The 19064-nt window shown below is 74.2% G+C and carries 16 protein-coding genes and 1 CRISPR repeat array; of the genes, 7 read left to right on the top strand and 9 right to left on the bottom strand.

Going from position 1 to position 19064, the window contains the following annotated elements; translation table 11 throughout:
- Entirely contained in the window at positions 1 to 984 is a 984-nt protein-coding gene (locus tag ACWEO5_RS19940; protein ID WP_452163616.1) for a UDP-glucuronic acid decarboxylase family protein, read from the top strand.
- A gap of 388 nt (positions 985 to 1372) precedes the next feature.
- Here ACWEO5_RS19940 and ACWEO5_RS19935 read toward each other — a convergent pair whose 3' ends face one another.
- Positions 1373 to 2377, bottom strand: a complete 1005-nt coding sequence (locus ACWEO5_RS19935; RefSeq protein ID WP_452163615.1) for an aldo/keto reductase — start codon at positions 2375 to 2377, stop codon at positions 1373 to 1375.
- Positions 2378 to 2470: 93 nt separating this feature from the next.
- On the opposite strand from ACWEO5_RS19935, the gene ACWEO5_RS19930 reads away from it, so the two are divergent.
- Positions 2471 to 3457 carry a DUF5937 family protein gene (locus ACWEO5_RS19930; protein ID WP_452163614.1) on the top strand — a complete coding sequence of 329 codons (987 nt, stop codon included), beginning with the start codon at positions 2471 to 2473 and terminating at the stop codon, positions 3455 to 3457.
- A gap of 34 nt (positions 3458 to 3491) precedes the next feature.
- Here the strand turns inward: ACWEO5_RS19930 and ACWEO5_RS19925 are convergent, their stop codons facing one another.
- Positions 3492 to 4004, bottom strand: coding sequence for a MarR family winged helix-turn-helix transcriptional regulator (locus tag ACWEO5_RS19925; RefSeq protein ID WP_452163613.1), 513 nt, complete (start codon positions 4002 to 4004; stop codon positions 3492 to 3494).
- Between the two features lie 194 nt (positions 4005 to 4198).
- On the opposite strand from ACWEO5_RS19925, the gene ACWEO5_RS19920 reads away from it, so the two are divergent.
- On the top strand, positions 4199 to 4810 hold the full coding sequence (locus ACWEO5_RS19920; RefSeq protein WP_452163612.1) for a flavodoxin family protein: 612 nt from the start codon (positions 4199 to 4201) through the stop codon (positions 4808 to 4810).
- A 181-nt stretch (positions 4811 to 4991) separates the two neighbouring features.
- Positions 4992 to 6281, top strand: coding sequence for a diaminopimelate decarboxylase (gene lysA, locus ACWEO5_RS19915; RefSeq protein ID WP_452163611.1), 1290 nt, complete (start codon positions 4992 to 4994; stop codon positions 6279 to 6281).
- 499 nt (positions 6282 to 6780) lie between these two features.
- Here lysA and ACWEO5_RS19910 read toward each other — a convergent pair whose 3' ends face one another.
- The 5 genes from ACWEO5_RS19910 to ACWEO5_RS19890 form a co-directional block, all read right to left on the bottom strand.
- Positions 6781 to 7011: a hypothetical protein gene (locus tag ACWEO5_RS19910; RefSeq protein ID WP_452163610.1), complete on the bottom strand. Its 231-nt coding sequence runs from the start codon at positions 7009 to 7011 to the stop codon at positions 6781 to 6783.
- 27 nt (positions 7012 to 7038) lie between these two features.
- On the bottom strand, positions 7039 to 7416 hold the full coding sequence (locus tag ACWEO5_RS19905; RefSeq protein ID WP_452163609.1) for a hypothetical protein: 378 nt from the start codon (positions 7414 to 7416) through the stop codon (positions 7039 to 7041).
- A 229-nt stretch (positions 7417 to 7645) separates the two neighbouring features.
- Positions 7646 to 10237: a Helicase associated domain protein gene (locus ACWEO5_RS19900; protein ID WP_452163629.1), complete on the bottom strand. Its 2592-nt coding sequence runs from the start codon at positions 10235 to 10237 to the stop codon at positions 7646 to 7648.
- A 188-nt stretch (positions 10238 to 10425) separates the two neighbouring features.
- Entirely contained in the window at positions 10426 to 10668 is a 243-nt protein-coding gene (locus ACWEO5_RS19895) for a hypothetical protein (RefSeq protein WP_452163608.1), read from the bottom strand.
- Positions 10669 to 11150: 482 nt separating this feature from the next.
- On the bottom strand, positions 11151 to 11762 hold the full coding sequence (locus tag ACWEO5_RS19890; protein ID WP_452163607.1) for a hypothetical protein: 612 nt from the start codon (positions 11760 to 11762) through the stop codon (positions 11151 to 11153).
- Positions 11763 to 12261: 499 nt separating this feature from the next.
- Here ACWEO5_RS19890 and ACWEO5_RS19885 point away from each other — a divergent pair, with 499 nt between their 5' ends.
- Positions 12262 to 12492, top strand: a complete 231-nt coding sequence (locus ACWEO5_RS19885) for a hypothetical protein (RefSeq protein ID WP_452163606.1) — start codon at positions 12262 to 12264, stop codon at positions 12490 to 12492.
- A gap of 781 nt (positions 12493 to 13273) precedes the next feature.
- On the top strand, positions 13274 to 14431 hold the full coding sequence (locus ACWEO5_RS19880) for a protein-L-isoaspartate O-methyltransferase (protein ID WP_452163605.1): 1158 nt from the start codon (positions 13274 to 13276) through the stop codon (positions 14429 to 14431).
- A gap of 208 nt (positions 14432 to 14639) precedes the next feature.
- Here ACWEO5_RS19880 and ACWEO5_RS19875 read toward each other — a convergent pair whose 3' ends face one another.
- Both ACWEO5_RS19875 and ACWEO5_RS19870 read right to left on the bottom strand, forming a co-directional pair.
- Entirely contained in the window at positions 14640 to 15671 is a 1032-nt protein-coding gene (locus ACWEO5_RS19875; protein ID WP_452163604.1) for a hypothetical protein, read from the bottom strand.
- Positions 15672 to 16059: 388 nt separating this feature from the next.
- Positions 16060 to 17428: direct repeats of the CRISPR family, unit length 29 nt; unit sequence GGGACCATCCCCGCGCGGGCGGGGAGCAG.
- A 412-nt stretch (positions 17429 to 17840) separates the two neighbouring features.
- Positions 17841 to 18041 carry a hypothetical protein gene (locus ACWEO5_RS19870; protein WP_452163603.1) on the bottom strand — a complete coding sequence of 67 codons (201 nt, stop codon included), beginning with the start codon at positions 18039 to 18041 and terminating at the stop codon, positions 17841 to 17843.
- Positions 18042 to 18250: 209 nt separating this feature from the next.
- Here ACWEO5_RS19870 and ACWEO5_RS19865 point away from each other — a divergent pair, with 209 nt between their 5' ends.
- Positions 18251 to 18889, top strand: a complete 639-nt coding sequence (locus ACWEO5_RS19865) for a restriction endonuclease (RefSeq protein ID WP_452163602.1) — start codon at positions 18251 to 18253, stop codon at positions 18887 to 18889.
- The last annotated feature ends 175 nt before the right edge of the window (positions 18890 to 19064 follow it).

Here is a 19064-nt window from a genome sequence, read left to right as displayed (position 1 = left end):
ATGGCACCCGCACCCGACTCCCGGCCCCTGCCCCACGTCCGCCGCGCGGTGGTCACCGGCGGCGCGGGCTTCGTCGGCTCGCACCTGTGCGACCGGCTGCGCGCCGCCGGCACCGAGGTGGTGTGCGTCGACAACCTGCTCACCGGCAGCCTCGACAACCTCGCCGACCGCGCCGACGACCCCGGTTTCACCTTCCGCCGGCACGACGTCTGCGAGCCCTTCGACGTCGAAGGGCCGGTGGACCTGGTCGTCCACCTCGCCTCGCCCGCCTCCCCGCACGACTACGCCCGCCACCCCGTCGAGACCCTCCGGGCCGGCTCCCACGGCACCCAGCACGCGCTCGAACTCGCCCGCCGCAAGGGCGCCCGCTTCCTGCTCACCTCCACCTCCGAGGTCTACGGCGACCCGCTGGTCCACCCGCAGCCCGAGACGTACTGGGGCAACGTCAACCCGATCGGCCCGCGCAGCCAGTACGACGAGGCCAAGCGCTACGCCGAGGCGCTCACCACCGCCTACCGCACCGCCCGCGGCACCGACACCGTCATCGTCCGGCTGTTCAACACCTACGGCCCGCGGATGCGCCCCACCGACGGGCGCGCCGTGCCCGCCTTCATCACCCAGGCGCTGGCGGGCCGGCCGCTCACCGTCGCCGGGGACGGCAGCCAGACCCGCTCGCTGTGCCACGTCGACGACACCGTCGCCGGCATCCTGGCCGCGGCCGCCACCGGGCACCCCGGCCCGATCAACCTCGGCAACCCCGCGGAGCTGACCATCCTCGAACTCGCCCACCGGATCCGGGACCTGTGCGACTCCGCCTCCCCGGTCGAGTTCGTCGGCCGCCCCGGCGACGACCCCGCCAGGCGCCGCCCCGACATCACCCTGGCCCGCACCGCCCTCGGCTGGCAGCCCGCCGTCGACACCGACCGCGGCCTGGCGCAGACCATCGACTGGTTCGCCCGCCGCCCGGTCGGCGCCCGGGCCTGAACCTCCGACGGCCACCCGGCTCCCGACCTCCCGCCCGGCCGCTGCCACCGGCCGCGAACCGCTCGGCCGGGCGGAGGGGAGCACGTCCCGTGCGCCGTCGAGGATCCGGACGACTGCTGCACGCCCGCCCGCTCCCACCCCCCCACCGGCCGGGGCGTCCACCGCCCGGGGGCAGTGGTTCCGCGCACCGGAGCGGACCCGGCAGCCGGGGGAGCGCGGGCGGCACACCGACACGCCCGCCGCGCCCGCGCCGTACCCGGACACCGGCCGGCCGACCGCGGTGAACGCCACGGCCGAACCGCCGGAGCGGTGGAGCCGGTCCGCGCAGGCGCCCGCCCCGCTCCGCCCGCCCGCCGCGCACTGCCTCACTCGCCGCAGTCGCGGCCGCTCACCCCCGGTGGAGCGCGTCGAGCCGGCCGAGCTCGGCCGCGGACAGCCGCAGCGCGCCGGCCGCGACGTTGGCCACCAGGTGCTCCGGGTCCCCGGTGCCCGGGATGGCCAGCACGTGCGGACCGCGGTGCAGCGTCCAGGCCAGGCGGACCTGCGCGGGAGAGACCCCGTGCGCCCGGGCCACCTCCAGCACCCCGGCAGGCCCACCACCACCCGCCCCCGGCCGCCCGTCCGCCCCCGGCCGGCCGCCTGCCTCCTGCGGCCCGTCCGCCGCCCGCCCGCCCACCCCGTACTGCCCGTCCCGGCCCGCGAGCGCGTAGAACGGGACGAAGGCCACGCCCTGCTCGCCGCACAGGTCGACGAACGCGTCCTGCTCGGGCCGCACCCCCAGGCCGTACATGTTCTGCACGCACACCACCGGCGCGACGGCCCGGGCCTCGGCCAGCTGGTGCGGCAGGACGTTGGACAGGCCCAGCTGCCGGACCAACCCGGCGGTGCGCAGCTCAGCCAGCGCGCCGAACCGCTCGGCGACCGAACCGCCACCCACCACCCGGAGGTTGACCAGGTCCAGGTGGTCGCGGCCGAGCTGGCGCAGGTTCTCCTCGACCAGGCCGCGCAGCTGCTCCGGGCGGGCGTGCGGCAGCCACGCCCCCGACGGGTCCCGGGGCTGCCCGACCTTGGTGGCGATCACCAGGTCGTCGGGGTACGGGGACAGCGCCCGGTTGATCAGTTCGTTGGCCGAGCGGAGCGGCGAGAAGTAGAAGGCGGCGGTGTCGATGTGGTTCACGCCGAGCTCGACGGCCCGGCGCAGCACGCCGACCGCCTGGGCGCGGTCGCGGGGCAGCGCGCCGGGCACCAGCGCCGGGCCGCGCTGGGCCAGCCGCATCGCGCCGAAGCCGACCCGGTTGACGGTCAGGTCGCCCAGGGTCCAGGTGCCCGCCGCGGCGGCGTCGACCACCCGCGCGGCCGGGGACGGCGGGACGGGGGAGGGGAGAGAGTCCATGCCGGGAATGGTCGTCCGCCCGCTACAGTGGCGGCCATCGATTCGGGAATGCCCGAATCCGGTCCGGTCCGGTCCGGAGCGGGGAGGGGTGCGGTGGCCGAACTGCTCTTCCCGGCCCGGGACGTGGCCCGGGTCCGGTTCGCGGTCTCGCCGATGTGGCAGCTCACCACCGGCCACCGCCTGTCGGCCTCCGGCACGGCGGACCGGGTGCACCGCAGCTGGCTGGCGCAGGTGCGCCCCCGGACGGCCGCCGCCGGACTCGACCGCGGCTGGCTGGCCGAGCTGCTCCCGCCCGACAGCGGGTACGTGCCGGACTTCCTCAACCCCGCGCCCGCCGGACCGGCCCCGACCCTGGCGGAGGAACTGGCGGCGATCGCCGCCACCCCCGCCGAGCGGATCCGCGCCGACCTCGACCACCTGCGCCACCACCGGGGCGGCGCCGGCCCCCGGGCGCGCGCCCTGCACGCCGACCCGGCCGCCCGGCTGCCGCACCTGCTGCGGGAGGCCGAGCGGTACTGGGAACTGGCGCTCGCCCCGTACTGGCCGCGGATCCGGGCGCTGCTGGAGGCGGACGTCTTCCACCGGGCCCGGCAGGCCGCCCGGCACGGCACCGACCGCCTGCTCAACACCCTGCACCCGCAGGTCAGTTGGGACGGAACCGGGCTGCACCTGGCCCGCCGGGCCCGGACCCTGGCCCGGCACGCCGCCGGGGGCGGACTGCTGCTGGTCCCCACCGCCTTCAAGGGCCCGGGCCTGTCCACCCGGATCGCCCCGCCCGACCCGCCGCAACTGGCCTACCGGGCCCGCGGCACCGGCCGGCTCTGGGAGCCGCGCACCGCCCCCGCCACCGACGCGCTGGCCGCCGTCCTGGGCCGGGCCCGCACCCGGCTGCTGGTCGAGCTGGACATCCCCGCCGCCACCGCCGAACTGGCCCGCCGCACCGGCTTCTCCCCGGCCCACGTCTCCGAGAACCTCACCGCCCTGCGCGAGGCCGGGTTCGTCACCTCGCACCGGGCCGGGCGCACCGTCCTGCACGCCCGCACCGAGGTCGCCGAAACCGTCCTCCGGGCAGCCCGCTGACCCCGGCCGGGAGCGGGGCCGCTCCGGACCGGCCTCAGCGGCGGACCAGCACGCCCTCCTCGACGGCGGCCAGGACGTCCTTGAGGACGGTGTTGAGCAGTTCCGCCGTCGCCGCGGGGATCCGGGCGACGATGCCGGCGTGCGCGGCGGTGACCGCGCGCACGGCCGCCTCGGCGCTCTCCACGCCCCGGGGCGTCAGGCGGACCCAGGAGCTGCGGCCGTCACCGGTGTCGGCCTCGCGGGAGACCAGCCCGGCGGCGCCGAGCCGCTTGAGGACGTTGCTGGTGCCGCCGGAGGACAGCAGCAGGGCGCCGGTCAGCTCGGTGGGCCTGAGCCGGTAGGGCTCGCCCGCCCGGCGCAGCACCGCGAGCATCCCGTACTCGGCCTGGGTCAGCCCCAGCCGCTCCAGCTCCCGGGCGGCGACCTCGTCGAAGGCGGCGGTCAGCAGCGCGCTGCGCTTGGCCAACTCCAGGGGCAGGCCCGCGATCTCGGGCAGCTGGACGTGCCAGGCGGTGATGATCTCGTCGACGTGGTCCGGTCCGGACACGGCCGCCCCCTCCTTCCGTCGCCACGGCGCGCTCGCCGAGTCGGGCCCTCCAGGGTAGCCCAGCGCACGGCCGCGCCGAGGGGCCGGACGCGCCCCGGCCTCCGCTGTTGCCCGTCCGGCGGGGGAGGGGCTATGTTCAATCTCAGCGGAAAGCTTTCTGGATAGCTTTCTTGTGACTCACTTGGGGAGTGATCATGCAGGCTCGAATCGCCGTCGCCTACCACAGCGGGTACGGCCACACCGCCAAGCAGGCCGAGGCGGTCGCCGCGGGCGCGGGCAAGGTCGAGGGCACCGAGGTGCGGCTGCTCCCGCTGACCGAACTGGACGACGAACTGTGGCGCGCCCTCGACGAGGCCGACGCGATCGTCTTCGGCTCGCCCACCTACATGGGCGGCTCCAGCGCCGTCTTCCGGACCTTCGTCGAGGCCACCTCGCAGGTCTGGGGCGACGGCATGCGCTGGAAGGACAAGATCGGCGCCGGCTTCACCAACAGCGGCAACATGGCTGGCGACAAGCTGCACACGCTGACCGACATCGCGCTGTTCGCCGCCCAGCACGGCATGATCTGGGTCGGCCTGGCCGAGTACGGCGGCTGGAACACCTCCACCGGCAGCGCCGAGGACCTCAACCGCCTCGGCAGCTGGCTCGGAGCCATGTCCCAGTCCAACAACGACCAGAGCCCCGAACTCACCCCCACCGCCTCCGACCTGCGCACCGCCGAAGCCCTCGGCCGCCGCGTCGCCGAGATCACCCGGGTCCAGCTCCGCGGCCGCACCACCACCGAGCCCGCCCCGGCCGCGGCCTGACCCCGCTCCGACCCGGCGGGGGCCGGGTGCGCCGGCACCCGGTCCCCGCCGCCCCGGCCGTTCCGACCCGCCCCACGAAGATCATCTGTCCGTGGTTCGGGCAACCCGGCGGCCCCCGCGCGCTTTGGAGGATGATCCGGGGATCGAGCTGATGATCGGTGAGAAGGACTGAAGACCCACCATGACCTCCCCTGCTGACGCCCCCACCGGGCAGCCCGCCCTGCCCGGTGCCATCGACGGCCCCTGCCTCGCGGCCCTCGCCGCCGAACACGGCACCCCGCTGTGGGCGTACGACGCGCAGACCATCCGCGACCAGATCGCCAAACTGCGCTCCTTCGACGTGATCCGCTTCGCGCAGAAGGCGTGCTCCAACATCCACATCCTGCGCCTCATGCGCGAGGAGGGCGTCCTGGTCGACGCCGTCTCCGAAGGAGAACTCGAACGGGCCCTGCTGGCCGGCTACCAGGTCGGCGGCCCGGACGAACCCGTCGTCCTCACCGCCGACCTGCTCAGCCGCAGCGCCCTGCGCCGCGTCGTCGAACTCGGCGTCCCGGTCAACGCCGGCTCCCCGCAGATGCTCGACCAGATCGGCCGCCTCTCGCCCGGCCACCCCGTCTGGATCCGGGTCAACCCCGGCTTCGGCCACGGCCACAGCCGCAAGACCAACACCGGCGGCGAGCACAGCAAGCACGGCATCTGGCACGAGCACCTGGACGAGAGCCTCGAACTCGTCGACCGCCACGGCCTGGACCTGATCGGCCTGCACATGCACATCGGCTCCGGCGTGGACTACGGCCACCTGGAGAACGTCTGCGAAACCATGGTCAAGCAGGTCCTGGTCACCGGCCGCGACGTGCGCGCCATCTCCGCCGGCGGCGGCCTCTCCGTCCCCTACGGCCCCGGCGAGCAGGAAGTCGACACCGACCGCTACTTCCGGCTCTGGGACTCCGCCCGCCGCGAACTCGCCGACCGCCTCGGCCACCCCGTCCGGCTGGAGATCGAACCCGGCCGCTTCCTGGTCGCCGGCTCCGGCGTGCTGACCGCCGAGGTCCGCGCCCAGAAGGCGGTCGGCAGCAACTGGTTCGTCCTCTCCGACGCCGGTTTCAACGACCTGATGCGGCCCGCCATGTACGGCAGCAACCACCGGATCTCCGTCCTCGACGGCGACAGCGGCGAACCCCGCACCACCGACCCGGTGGACACCGTCGTGGCCGGTCCGCTCTGCGAGTCCGGCGACGTCTTCACCCAGTCCGAGGGCGGCCTGGTCCACTCCGTCCCGCTGCCGCGCACCGAAACCGGCGACCTCCTGGTCTTCCACGACGCGGGCGCCTACGGCGCGAGCATGTCCTCCACCTACAACTCCCGCCCGCTGATCCCCGAGGTCCTCGTCGACGGCCCCGAGGCCCGCCTCGTCCGCCGCCGCCAGAGCATCGCCGACATGCTCGCCACCGAGACCGACCTCCCGGCCTGACCCGGCCCCCGCCCCTCCCTCCCCGACCGACCGGCCCGGGGGAGGGGCGACGGCGGCAACCGGCCCGGCACCGGTCCCGGTACGTCCCGGCCACCGTCCCCGCGGTCCTCCGCCGGACCGTCCAAGTGACCGAAGACAAGATCACCAACCCCGTCATCGTCCCCGGCGGGCGGCCCCACGGGCTACACGGCCGCCCCGCCGCTGCATGCCCTCGCCGCCCTGACCCGCCTGCCCTTGCCACCGCGCCGGGCCCGCACCCGAAACAAGCCGCAGCATCACCCCACACCCCGCCGTCACAGCCCTCCCGCAGGGCCCGCTCTGGGCCGCCCTGCTCGTCGCCCGCGTTCCGTGTCGCCCGCGTTCCGTGTCGCCCGCGTTCCGCCTGTCCTGCAGACCATCGCTCTGCTGTCTGCTGTCTGCTGTCTGCTGTCTGCTGTCTGCTGTCTGCTCTCCGCTCGCCCACGCTCTCCCGCAGGGGCGCGCCTGGGCCCTCACCTTGCTAGCCGCTCAACTGCCGGCCGTCGCCGCCATCCGGACGTCCCGCCCGCCGCGCTGACCGTGTTCCGCCGTCGCGGCTGTCCTGCAGGCCGTCGTTCTGTTGCCCGCTCTCCTGCTCGCCCTCGGCCTCCCGCAGGGTCCCGCCCTGCTCGTCGCCGCCCAGCTGCCCGCCGCCGTCGTCCGGACGACCGGCGCCCCGCGTCTCGCGCTGACCGCGTCCCGGGGGCGTCATGCGTCGGGCGCTCCGCCGGGGGAGCAGTCAGCCCGCGGCCCGGCCGTCCCGCTGCCGGGCCGCCCACTCCCGCATCCGCCCGACCGCCTCCGGACTGTTCGCCGCCGCGGTGTCCAGCACGGTCAGCGCGCCGTCGCCGAGATCGACCAACTGGTGCTCCAGCGTGCCGGTCGCCACGATCGACAGCACCGCCAGCAACTCGTCGCGCACCTGCGGGGTCAGCAACGCCCGGTCCGCCTCCCCGACCTCGATGACGTACTCCACCTCGGGCGCCGCCAGCGAGGCCACCGCACCGCGCAGCAGCCGGCCCAGCACCCGGAACTCCTCGGGATCCATCCGGGCCCGCAGCGTGTCGAGGTACAACCGGACCCGGTCGGCCCGGGAGGGAGCGGTGATGTCGTCCATCCGGCCATCCTGCCAGCAGCCCGGACCCGCCCCGACTCCCGGGGGCCCGGTGGCCTGGTGGCCCGTCCCGGGGCGATGGACCACGACACCGACGAGGCACCCTCCCACCGGCCCCGCCACGCCCTGCTCCGCTCCCCGGGGGAGGACGCCACCGACGGCCGGTCGCCCCGGACGCCCCGGCCCCGACGTCCTCGAAGCCCCCGCTCGCCGTCCCCCTCCGGGCCCCCGTTCAGGCCCACCCGACGCCCTGCTCGGCGAGCCGCGCCCGCTGCTCCGCGCCCAACTTCGCCCTCCTGGCCCGGACGTTGCTCAACCAGGCCCCGAGCCCGACCTCGGCCCGCTCCACCACCTCCGCGCCGTCCGCCCCGACCACCATCCGCTCCACCACCTCCCGGTGCTGCCGGGGCACCCGCACGTGCCCCTCCCGGGCCGCGAAGGCGGCCAACGCCGCCAGGTGCCGGGCGAACCGGTCCGCCTGCGACAGCCGCGGGCCCGCCGCCCGCCCCGACCCCACCGCCCCGACCGCCCCCGGATCCCCGGCCACGCCCAGCGCGGCCAGCAACTCCCGCTGCTCCTGCGCCAACTCCGACCAGGCACCGCGCTGCGCCGCGACCCACCGACCCAGGCGCTCGCCCTCGAACACCGTCCCCACCGGCAGCGCCGCCCAGTCGACCCGCCCGTCCGACGCCAGCCACCACATCCGGGCCGCCGCGTACGCCCGCTGCCAGGCGATCGGCCAGACCGGCGCCCACCACGGGTCGATCGCCTCCAGCAGCGCCCGCCGCTCAGCGGCCAGCGCCCCGCCCGCCCCCGCCGGCAGCGCCGCCCGCGCCCGCAGCGACGCCAGCCAGGACCCGATCGGGTAGCCGCCGATCGACGCCCGCACCGGCGCCGCCAGCGACCCGCCGTGCTCCGCGGCCCACCGCCGGGCCCACGCGAGCCCGGCCCCGAACCTGGCGTCCGGCACCGACCAGACCATCCCCAAGGCGTCCAGCAGCGCCACCCGGTGCTCCGGCATGGCACCCGAGGCCCGCTCGTGACGCCGGTCGGAGACCCACTTCCCGAGCGGGAACGCACCCCGCTCACCCACCGTCCGGTCGTAGGGAACGTCCAGCGCGCCCGTCTCCTCGAACCACTCCCGGCAGTGCAGCAGCCCCTCCTGCCACCGCGCGCCCTCGCTCCGGAACACCTGGGTGGAGACGAACAGCGCCAACACGTCGTCATCCACCTTGCTCCGGAACCGCACCGGCAGCGTGAACGCCCCCACCCCACCCGGCCCCGAACCACCCGCACCCACGCCCGACCCCGCACCCGCCGCTCCCGCCGCAACGACCGCCTCCGCGCTGCGCCCGCCCGTGCGCCGGCCACCGCGCTGCGGCACCGCCAGGGCCTCCAGCATCCGGGCGTCGTACGAGCGGATCGCGGTCAGCACCCGCACCAGCGGCCCGTAGGAGTTCGACCCGAGGACGTCGCCCGGCTCCTCCTCGGGGCCGAGGAAGACCGGCACCACCAGCCGCGCGAGCTTCCCCCCGCCCGGCTCCATCCGCAGCACCCGGCCGATCTGCTGAACGACCTTCACCATGCTGCCGCTGCCGTTCACCAGCGCCACCGAAGCGTCCGGCATGTCGACGCCCTCACCCAGCACCAGGCAGTTGGAGATCACCCGGATCCGCAGCCCGTCCGCCGCGAGCCCGCCCCCGTAGTCGCTCAGCACCTCCTTCCGGTACTCCACCGGGTGCTCCCCGGAGAGCCACTGCGCCCACACCTCCGCCGGGTAGTCACCGGGCGCCCCGGCGTGCAGCCGCTCACAGGTCTGGTTCAGCGTCTCGGAGAAGAACCGCGCCTCCAGCGTCCGGTGGTGGAAGGTGATCACCCGCTCCAGGCCCTCCTCCACGCATACTTTCAACAACCCCGCCTGGATCGCCGCCAGGCGCTCCACCGGCACCTCGTCCTCCGACCCGTCCGGCGACTCGCCCGCACCCGGCCCCCACGGCACCGGCTGCGCCCCCGCGGCCTCGCGGTCCGCCAGCGGGTCGCGCAACTCCAGCACGACCACCTCGAACGGCGCGACCAGCCCCCGCTCGATCGCCTCCGCCAACCCCAGCGTGAACACCTGCGGCCCGAACACCCGCCGGTCGTCCATGGAGACGGCCAACTCCTCCGGCAACGGCCGGAACGCCCCCCGGCCCTCCCCGGGCCCCGCGCTGCCGCCGCGCCGCTCCTTCGGCGGCAGCCAGATCCGCGGCGTGGCCGTCATGTAGAGCCGGCCCGCCGCAGGGATCTCCTCCTGGTGGTGCACCACCGTCCACGACTTCTCCGCCGACCCGGACGACCGGTGCGCCTCGTCGCACACCATCAAGCCCAGCTCCGGCAGCACCTCGCCCACCACCTCCGCCCACAACGCGTACGCGTCCGCCACCACCCCCGCCGACGCGTACGTGCAGAACAGCGTCAACGGCCGGCGCCCGGCCCCGGCCGCACCGATCCACCGCCCCACCCGCAACGGCGAAGTGCTGCCCGGCACCCCCGGCGGCAACTCGCCGTCCGCCAGCGAACACACCGCCGCCATCCGCCCCCGGCGCCCCGCCCGGCGCCACGCCCCGACCGTCTGCACCAGCAGGTCCAGCGTCGGCACCACCACCAGCACCACCCCGTGCGGCGCCAACCGCTGACCGGCCACCGCACCCACGTACGACTTCCCCGTACCGGTCGCCATCTGCACGGTCACCCGGAGTCCCGCCGCGGCCACCTGCCCCGGACGCGGCGTCAGACCTCGCACGACCGCCGCCACCGCCTCCTCCTGGTGCCCCCGCAACCGCACCGGCTCCGGCGACTCCCCGACCACGCTTCCCACCGCACACCCCGGACTTCCATCGCTCGGGGACCACCGGGACCGGGCGTCCCCACCCGGCGCCCCACCCGCGGAAGGCGCCCGTCGAGAAGGCTAGCGCGGAACGGCACCCCGCCCCCGCCCCCGACGCGGCCGCCCGAGCGCCCGCGGCCCGGCCGTCACATCCGCCGCACCTCGGCCGACACCGCGAACCCCTCGCGGCGGCAGGCGTCGAGGACCTCCGCGCCGGCACCCGTCCAGAAGTAGTAGCGCTCGCCCCCGGCGGTCCGCAGCCCGACCCCGGACGTCCCCAGCCGACCGCGGCACGGGAAGACCTCCACCACCTCCGCCGGCGTGCCCTCCAGCGGCCGCGCCCCGAAGACCCGCCCGAACACGCCGAACGGACGGATCCTCAGCCGCACCCGCCCGGCCTCCACCACGAGCACACCGAACGGCCACGTCGCGTTGAGCCGCGCCCCACCGCCGAGACCCCCGACCGGAAAATTCGCCCCACCCGTCTTCTGCACCCACCCAGCACGCCCCGGCCCGATCCGCCCCCCACACCGGGGGCCGCCCCGCCCGGCGCCCCCTACCCGAAGCGGCGCCGACCAGAGACCCGACGCCGCCCGGAAACCCGGTCCGTCCCGCTCCAGGAGCGGAGAACCGGTTGTCAGGACGGCCGCATGTGATCATCGCTCGTCAGCGGAGAGCGCGCGTCGCGGGGAGACGATCGTCGTGGGTTTCGCTCTCGGGGTGCGGTCGGAAGAGGCGCGCCCCTCGCGCCCGCGTCCCCCACCCACACCCGGACCAACGACAGTCACACGATCGGCCGGGCGGCTCCCCAGGGCTGTCCCGGCATCCGGCTCCGCCGAGTCGGCTGGAGCATCGCGTCCACATCGAGCCTTCAGCCCACCCGTACCTGGCGCTCGGGCCGTCCGCTCTCCGGGTCGAGGGCCACCACGAACACCTCGCCGCCCTCGGTGGCCAGCTTGATCCGGTCGGGTCCGTCCCACTGCACCGAGGCCAGCGCGTTGTCGGGGGCGTCGCCGTTGAAGTAGCCGACCGGCCACCGCCGTGCGGTCAGGCCGGAGCCGGCGTCCACCGAGACCCACCAGAGCGGATCGATCACCGCGGTGCCCTCGTGGACCACCAGGCTGCGGTCGGACCGACCGGGAGCCGGCCGGTCCGCGGTCTTGTGCGGCATGCTGCCGAAGGCGAGCAGCGCGAAGGGCGAGACCAGCAGCGCGCAGCCGAGGATCGGGACCAGCAGCAGCGTCCTGGTCCCCCGGGAACGGAACCCGATCAGGACGGCGAGGACGATCAGCACCAGCACCGCGGCGCCGTACGACAGCGGATGGTGGAAGACCTCGATGAGCGCCACCGATCCGCCGTCCCGAGCAGCTTGAGCCGCGGCGTAAGCCAACGCGATGAGCAGCATCGCCAGCGTGAGCAGTCCGGCCGCGACGGCCCGTCGCCTGCGCCGCCACCAGCGCGGCCGGCCCGGAGGCATGCGCACCTGCGGAGCCGAAGGCGAAGGAGCTGCGGGCCGTGGAGGGTGGAGCGGCGCCAACCGCAGGGGAGGGGGCGGCGGACCTGCCGCCACCCGTGCCGCATCGCCCCCGGACACCGGTTGTTCGGAGACAGGACCCCTTGCCGCCCGACCGCTCTCGTCCATAGCCCTCCCCCCGGTCACGGCACCCCCGCCGAGCCGATCAACCCAGAGGGACAGGCTACGGCCCAGACACGCCGATCCAACAGCGAACCGTCGACCTACCCGGCCCAGGTTGAACTCGCCTTGTCTCAGGTGCTGGTGGGCCTTGCCCCCTTCGGTACGGCATCGAACCGCAATACGCGCAGGGGAGCAAGTTCACCGCCCAGTCGCCTCCTGTCGACGGTCAGCCGATTCGACCCTGGCCGGATTTTGGTGAATCCCAGGGCAGGGCGGGCGCGGAGGTGAGCCTACCCGGGAGAAATGGGCCGGCTGGCGCGTTGGTCCGCGCCCCGGCCTCACGGCCATGGGCACCGACATCCACGGCTGTATCGAGATCAGGGATCCGCATGCCGACGAGGACTGGTTCGAGTGGGAACCGTGGCAGCGGTGCATGGACCTGCATCCGCAGCTCTCCGAGCCCGTCCAGGCGGTGGTGACCAGTGTCAGCTGGGTGCCTGACCAGGCAGCGGCGATCCGGCCGCCGGGTTGGGCACTGGCCGGGCTGCTGATCGCGAACGGCGCGGAGATCGGGTAGTCCGCGCAGTACTCGTACAGTGAGCCGTCCGACGCGGAGCTCCACAGGCCGCCGTCGGCTCCGATGTGGAACGCGTCCGCCTCGCTGCCGACCGCCGCAGCGGTGGACACCGGACCTGCCAGCAGCGCGGTGGCGGCCAAGATCAGCAGAGTGAGCAGAGCCCGGAGCCCCCCGGCCGGCGACCGGTCCGCGTGGCGCGCGTGTCGGCAGGACGCTTTTCTCTCCAACTAGCCTGTGGAGCAAGTAGTTTGACGGGGCATCAACATGGCCTCCAGGGGTTGGGAGGGATGGGACTCGCCGAGTCGCGGGGGGATGTGCACGCCCGTCGCGGCCGGCGGCCATCGGCCCCCTGACCCTCGTTCGCGCGGGGACGACCTCGCGACCTGCGATGTTGCGACGGCTCTGCCATTCCTCTGCCCTGTTCGGCCGTGCAAGGAATGCAGAAGTCAAGGAGCGCTGTGGGTGCATCCGGGCACGGTGGTACGGCGGTGTGAGGCGGTGTCCGCCGCCGGGCGGCCCGAAGTACGCGGAGTCGGCGTCAACTCACTGATCCGTCATACGTTCTGACGCGTACTACCGTCCGGTGTGCGGCGGAGGGAGGATGGGGACGGTGAGCGGCCGGGTCGTCCGACCGCTGTCAAGGGAGGGGGAGTGCGATGGGCGAGCACGAGAAGCCGACGCCGGATCCGGGGCAGGGGACCCCTCCGCCGGGGAACTCCGACGGTCAGGTTCCCCCGCCGCCGCCCGGCGACGGCAAGCACAAGAAGTAAAGGGGCCTCAAGTGGTCACGGCCGATGGCGCCGCTGCCAAGGCGGCCGCCGAGGCCCGACGGCGACTGGACGAGGAGATGGCGGCCGACGGACTGTGGCCGCAGCGTTCGCCGTGGATCCGCGACGCGGTCGCCCGCCTCCCGTGCGACGAATTCGCCCCGGAGCGGCTGTGGGACTGGGACGGCCACGCCTGGCAGCCGGTCGACCGCGGCTCGAACCCGGACCGCTGGCTGGAACTGCTGTACGGCGACCCGCACCAAGCCGCAGTCACCCAGATCACCGACGGCCTGCCCACTTCCAGCCTCTCCGCCCAGGCCCTGGTCGTCGACATGCTCGACTCCCTCCGCCTCGAACCCGGCCGGCGCGTCCTCGAACTCGGCACCAGCCCCTCCGCCTGGAACGCCGCCCTACTCGCCCACCGGGCCGGACCGGGCCGGGTGACCACCGTCGAAGTCGACCCCGACCTCGCCACCGCCGGCGCCACCCGACTCAAGGCCGCCGACCTGGACGTCGAAGCGATTGCCGGGGACGGCAGCCACGGCCACCCGGTCGGCGCCCCGTACGACCGGGTCATCGCCACCTACGCTGTCGAACGGGTGCCCTGGGCCTGGATCGAGCAGACCCGCCCGGGCGGACGCCTCGTCGTCCCCTGGGGCCGCCTCGGCCACACCGCCCTCACCGTCGCCCCCGGCCACACCCACGCCACCGGCTGGATGCAAGGCCTCGCCCAGTTCATGCCCGACCGCACCACCACCCCGGCAGGCCCCCACGATTTCACCGCCATCCGCACCCACACCCCGCCCTCAGGCCCCGAACAGCACACCACCCGCAACCCCGAACACCTGCGCACCGACTGGGGCCTGCTCTTCCACCTGCGCGTCGCCCTGCCCGAACTGACGATCACCACCGCCGTCGACCAGGACGGCACCAGCGCCTGGATCCACGACAACGCCGCATCCTGGACCACCCTGTCCGCCACCCCCGACGGTGTCTACCGCACCCAGGGCGGCCCCCGGTACCTCGCCGACCTGCTGGACAACGCCTGGACACACTGGGAGCAGCTCGGCCGGCCGACGGTCTACGACTACGGCATGACGGTCACCCCGGACCGGCAGTGGATCTGGCACGGCGACCCCGACCACGGCCCGCGCTGGCCCACCCCGACCTGATCGCCCCTCAACAACTGCTCGCCCCGAGCTCACACACCGGCACCATGTTGTCCGCGGACAACACAGCTCAACCCGATTCCCTTCCAACGCCGGAAAGGCCCCGACCCCCGAGTGCGCACCGCCGCAGCCACCGCAACTGCCCCGCGCTGGCGGAGAGGACCCTTTCGCGACCTGCGGCGTCGTGACGGCTCTGCAGTTTCTCTGCGAGCTACTGGACGCTCCAGCGGTGTGGATGGTTGGGATCGGTGGGGCAGGCGAAGACGTTGAGTTCGCCGGAGCGGCCCACGGTGACCCCGGTGGGTGTGGCGTGCCGGTGGGCGGGAAGGTCTCGGTCCTCCGTCGGCTTCCAGCTGCCGCTGCCGCCGTCCCACTCCGAGCTGTCGATGGTCAGCAGCAGCTGCATCGGTGTCCTGCAGGTCTGGCAGTCCATGGGGGACGGGTCTGTGGCGTGCCAGGAGGCGAAGCCGCCGACGCGCCAGCCGGGCGGGACGGACAGGTCGTACTGGTAGCCGACCGGCTCGGGCGTGTTCTCGTCCGCCGACTGCTCGGCCTCTTCTTCAAGGGCTTCCTCCCAGGCATCGATCCGGGCACAGAGGGCCTCGGGCAGGAGGCCGGCGAACGGGTACGTGGCCACCTGCTCCGGGTGCAGGACACAGGGCTCGGGTACGAACCCGTCGTACCCGACGACCAGCGGCTGCGGGGGCACCGCCAACACCACGCCGACCTCCCAGGACCGCCGCCAGCGCAGGTGCAGCTCCAGGTCGTACCGGCCCGGCCCGTGCGCGTTGAAAGGGCACCAGAACACCTGGAGCAGGTCGCAGTCGCCCTGCCCCGACGGCAGGTCCGGAACATCCCGCCGGTACAGCTGGGCAAGGCCGATCATCGGCAGCGGATCCGTCTCCGACACCTCGTGGAACCGGCGCTCCAGCCGCAGCTCACCGAGCAGTTCGCGTTCCTCCTGCGTGGGGCCCGGGTTCTCCTCCCGGGCCCATGCGGCGGACAGGACCCGCCGGTAGCGGTGGATGTCGGCCGGGCGGCGCCCTCGCCCGCGGCCGTGGGCCTCGCCGCACACCGGCCACGATTCGTCCGCCGGCCACAGCATCGGACCGCCCACCGAGCTGTCCGACACCCCCGGCCTGCCCGGCCGCGGGTGCAGGCGCGTCGTCGTACCGCGGTAGGCGGCCAGTTCCGGGAAGAGCCCCTCGACATCGAGTGGGCGCGGGGGCGTGGTCCTCGTCATGGAACGCGACCCTAGACACCCGACGCCCTCGGCCGGCGAGCACCCCCCGACAGCAAACCCTCCACGGCGGTGCTGCTGTCGAAACCCGTGAACATTTCGAATCCCGCATGGGCCTCCCCTGCTTCCCAAACCGGTGTACATTCGCTGCCCGTTCTCGGGTTCTGGCTCAACTTCCGTGAAACGACGCCAGCCACGACTGCGCCGTCCTGGGAACAGGCCGCTGACTTGCCGACTGCCCGATGCTAATGAGCCTGGCTGCTGGGCCACCACGGAAGTTGAGCCAGAACCCGTTCTCGTGGACAGAGCCATGCGCCGGCCTGGCGAAGCCGGCTGACCTCCGCGGCCGCGAGAGCAGCTGGCCGGTCGAGACGTCCAGGCCGAACTCCACGGGACCATCCCCGCGGGCGCGGGGAGCAGCCAACTGGACGATGGGCGGCTGCCTGGCCGTCGGGACCATCCCCGCGCGGGCGGGGAGCAGGATTCCGCATCTCCTCAAGGTCACGCATTGTGAGGACCATCCCCGCGCGGGCGGGGAGCAGAGGCCGGCCAGCACCGCCAGGGCGAAGCGCTCGGGAACATCCCCGCGGGCGCGGGGAGCAGGCTTCGATCGCCTCCCGCACCACCTGGGCGGGGACCATCCCCGCGGGCGCGGGGCGCAGCGATGCGTCGTCAGGACCTGGCACACGCCGTCGGGACCATTCCCGCGCGGGCGGGGAGCAGGCCACGGCGGCGAGGAGCAGGCGGGCCGCGGTGGGACCATCCCCGCGCGGGCGGGGAGCAGACCGCGTCCGCCCGCAGCCGGGAGCGGTACAGGGGACCATCCCCGCGCGGGCGGGGAGCAGTCCTCGACCTTCGCCTTGGCCGCCCGGATGCCGGGACCATCCCCGCGCGGGCGGGGAGCAGACGACGAGTACAGATGGCTTCATGCGGGTTCCGGGACCATCCCCGCGCGGGCGGGGAGCAGCGGCGCTCCACCGAGCGGCGCGGCGACCGCGAGGGACCATCCCCGCGCGGGCGGGGAGCAGGCCGAGCCGAGCGTGAACAGCTCGGGGCCGTCGGGACCATCCCCGCGCGGGCGGGGAGCAGAGCGTCCTGCTGATCCAGCGCGGCAAGGCCCCGGGACCATCCCCGCGCGGGCGGGGAGCAGGATGCCGATCGGGACAGTTACCTATAAGGACAGGGACCATCCCCGCGCGGGCGGGGAGCAGCTCATCGACGAGTTCGGCCGGGTCCCCAGGCGGGGACCATCCCCGCGCGGGCGGGGAGCAGCCGGTGTGGGCGAACAGGGCTTCGCACCGGGCGGGACCATCCCCGCGCGGGCGGGGAGCAGGGGCCGTCGCTCCAGCCCAGGCGGCGGCTGGCGGGACCATCCCCGCGCGGGCGGGGAGCAGTCCAATCCCCAGGAATGCCAGCGCGAAAGCTAGGGACCATCCCCGCGCGGGCGGGGAGCAGCCGACCAGGCCGGGCGGCATGTGCTGGGTGAGGGGACCATCCCCGCGCGGGCGGGGAGCAGCTCCTTGGCTTTCGGCTTCGGCTTCTTGGCGAAGGACCATCCCCGCGCGGGCGGGGAGCAGTGGACCCGCGGCACCATCGTGCGCCGCCCCGGGGGACCATCCCCGCGCGGGCGGGGAGCAGTCCGTAGCGCCTGACCAGCAGCGACGGTGGCCGGGACCATCCCCGCGCGGGCGGGAAGCAGTTCGTCCGGGAGGCGAGCATGTCCCCGTAGTAGGGACCATCCCCGCGCGGGCGGGAAGCAGCCTTGTTGAGCTGCGGTGTTATGCGCTGGTGGGCCGGGAATTCGCAAGCTTCAGGGATTCGGACATTAGCGACATCAAGTCACTTCCTTTCCTGGGACGGGCTGGTAACCCTTCGGCGTGTGGGCGAGGCGGGGTTCCGGGGTTGCCTGGTTGGTTCTGTACCGAGTGGCCGGCGTTCGCCATGGCGGTGGTCGGCTGTTGTTCGGTGCTGCTGGGGAGGTGTCAAGGAGCGTGGTGGTACGGGCGCATGCTCCCACGGCCCTCCGACACCACGACCGTCAGTTCCCCCGCGCGGGCGGGTAGCAGGTCATCCTCCGCTCCACCCAGGGCGCGACGAAGGGGCCATCCCCGCGCGGGCGGGGATGAGGCGGGCCTGACCTTGATCCGGCCGTTCTTCCTCAGGGGGCGGATCTCAGCGGGTCGCGGCGGCGAAGGAGGCGACGATGTCGCTGAGAGCTGTGCCCAGGGGTGTGGCGGCGATCAGGACGCCGAGGGTGACGGCGCTGACGACGGTGACCGTCTCGTCGAAGCGGGAACGGGCCTCGGTGCGGCGCCGCAGTCGAACGAAGACGATGATTGCGAGTAGCGCGGACGCGCTGACGGTGTATTGCACACCACACCCCTGGTGACTGGCCGAAAGCTCAGGGTGAACATGCCAGGGTGGAGGCGCCTCCGAGGCTGAATCGCGGGATCGCCCCGGGAAACCAGGCCCGTTCGGCCACCGACCGCCGCGATCCGGCCGGTTGGCCACGACCGCCTGCGGCGCTCGACCGCCTCCTCCTACGCTCACGGCCAGGAACCCGGCCCGAAGAAGGGGAGCACGTGGCACGCAGGCCAGTCCGGCGCCGCAGCAGCGCCAAGCGCCGCGCGCAGGCCCGCAACGACGGCGTTCTCCGGCTCGGCCTGGCCGTGGCCGTGATCATCGCGGTGCTGCTCGTGCTGACGTGGCTCCTGCAGCACCTGCTGCTCCTGCTCGGCCTGCTGGCCGCAACCCTGGCGGCCGCGCTGTTGGTGGTCCGCCACCGTGCGGCGGCCTCGCGCCGGGAACACGAGGCACGCGTCGCGCAACTGCGGCACATCGGCGCGTTCTTGACCATGGGCCCGAAGGACTTCGAGCACGCCCTGGCGACGCTGTGCCGCCGTGACGGCTGCACGAAGGTCACCGTCGTCGGCGGCGCCGGCGACCTCGCCGCCGACGTCCTGGCCACCACCCCCACCGGGCAGCGCATCCTCATCCAGGCCAAGCGCTACGGCCCCAGGACCCTGGTGGGCTCCCAGGACGTCCAGAAGGTCAACGGCACCTACCGCGACGTCCACCGCTGCGACCTCGCCCTGGTCGTCACCACCAGCACCTTTACCAAGGCCGCCGCCGCCTTCTGCACCCGGGTCGGTATCCGCACCGTCGACCAGCGCGCCCTGGCGCTGTGGGCCGAAGGCACCGTCCCACCGCCCTGGGCCTGAGCCGGACAGGTAGAGAAGCCGAGGGAGGGGACCACTTTCTCCTGGCAGGTTCCGTACGCTGATGTGCTCATGGTCCATTTTGGTGACTACGGGGTCCCCCGAAATGGACCATGAGTACATCAGTCCCGTACATGCTGGCCCCTCGTTCTCCCCAGCCGGACGGGTCCGATACTCG

The organism is Kitasatospora sp. NPDC004272 (genome assembly GCF_053603035.1).
This window is presented reverse-complemented; position numbering and strand designations above follow the sequence as displayed.

Coding starts and splice junctions, on each gene's coding strand:
- ACWEO5_RS19940 (WP_452163616.1), top strand. CDS start 1: ATGGCACCCGCACCCGACTCCCGGCCCCTGCCCCACGTCCGCCGCGCG.
- ACWEO5_RS19935 (WP_452163615.1), bottom strand. CDS start 2,377: ATGGACTCTCTCCCCTCCCCCGTCCCGCCGTCCCCGGCCGCGCGGGTG.
- ACWEO5_RS19920 (WP_452163612.1), top strand. CDS start 4,199: ATGCAGGCTCGAATCGCCGTCGCCTACCACAGCGGGTACGGCCACACC.
- lysA (WP_452163611.1), top strand. CDS start 4,992: ATGACCTCCCCTGCTGACGCCCCCACCGGGCAGCCCGCCCTGCCCGGT.
- ACWEO5_RS19910 (WP_452163610.1), bottom strand. CDS start 7,011: ATGACGCCCCCGGGACGCGGTCAGCGCGAGACGCGGGGCGCCGGTCGT.
- ACWEO5_RS19905 (WP_452163609.1), bottom strand. CDS start 7,416: ATGGACGACATCACCGCTCCCTCCCGGGCCGACCGGGTCCGGTTGTAC.
- ACWEO5_RS19885 (WP_452163606.1), top strand. CDS start 12,262: ATGGGCACCGACATCCACGGCTGTATCGAGATCAGGGATCCGCATGCC.
- ACWEO5_RS19875 (WP_452163604.1), bottom strand. CDS start 15,671: ATGACGAGGACCACGCCCCCGCGCCCACTCGATGTCGAGGGGCTCTTC.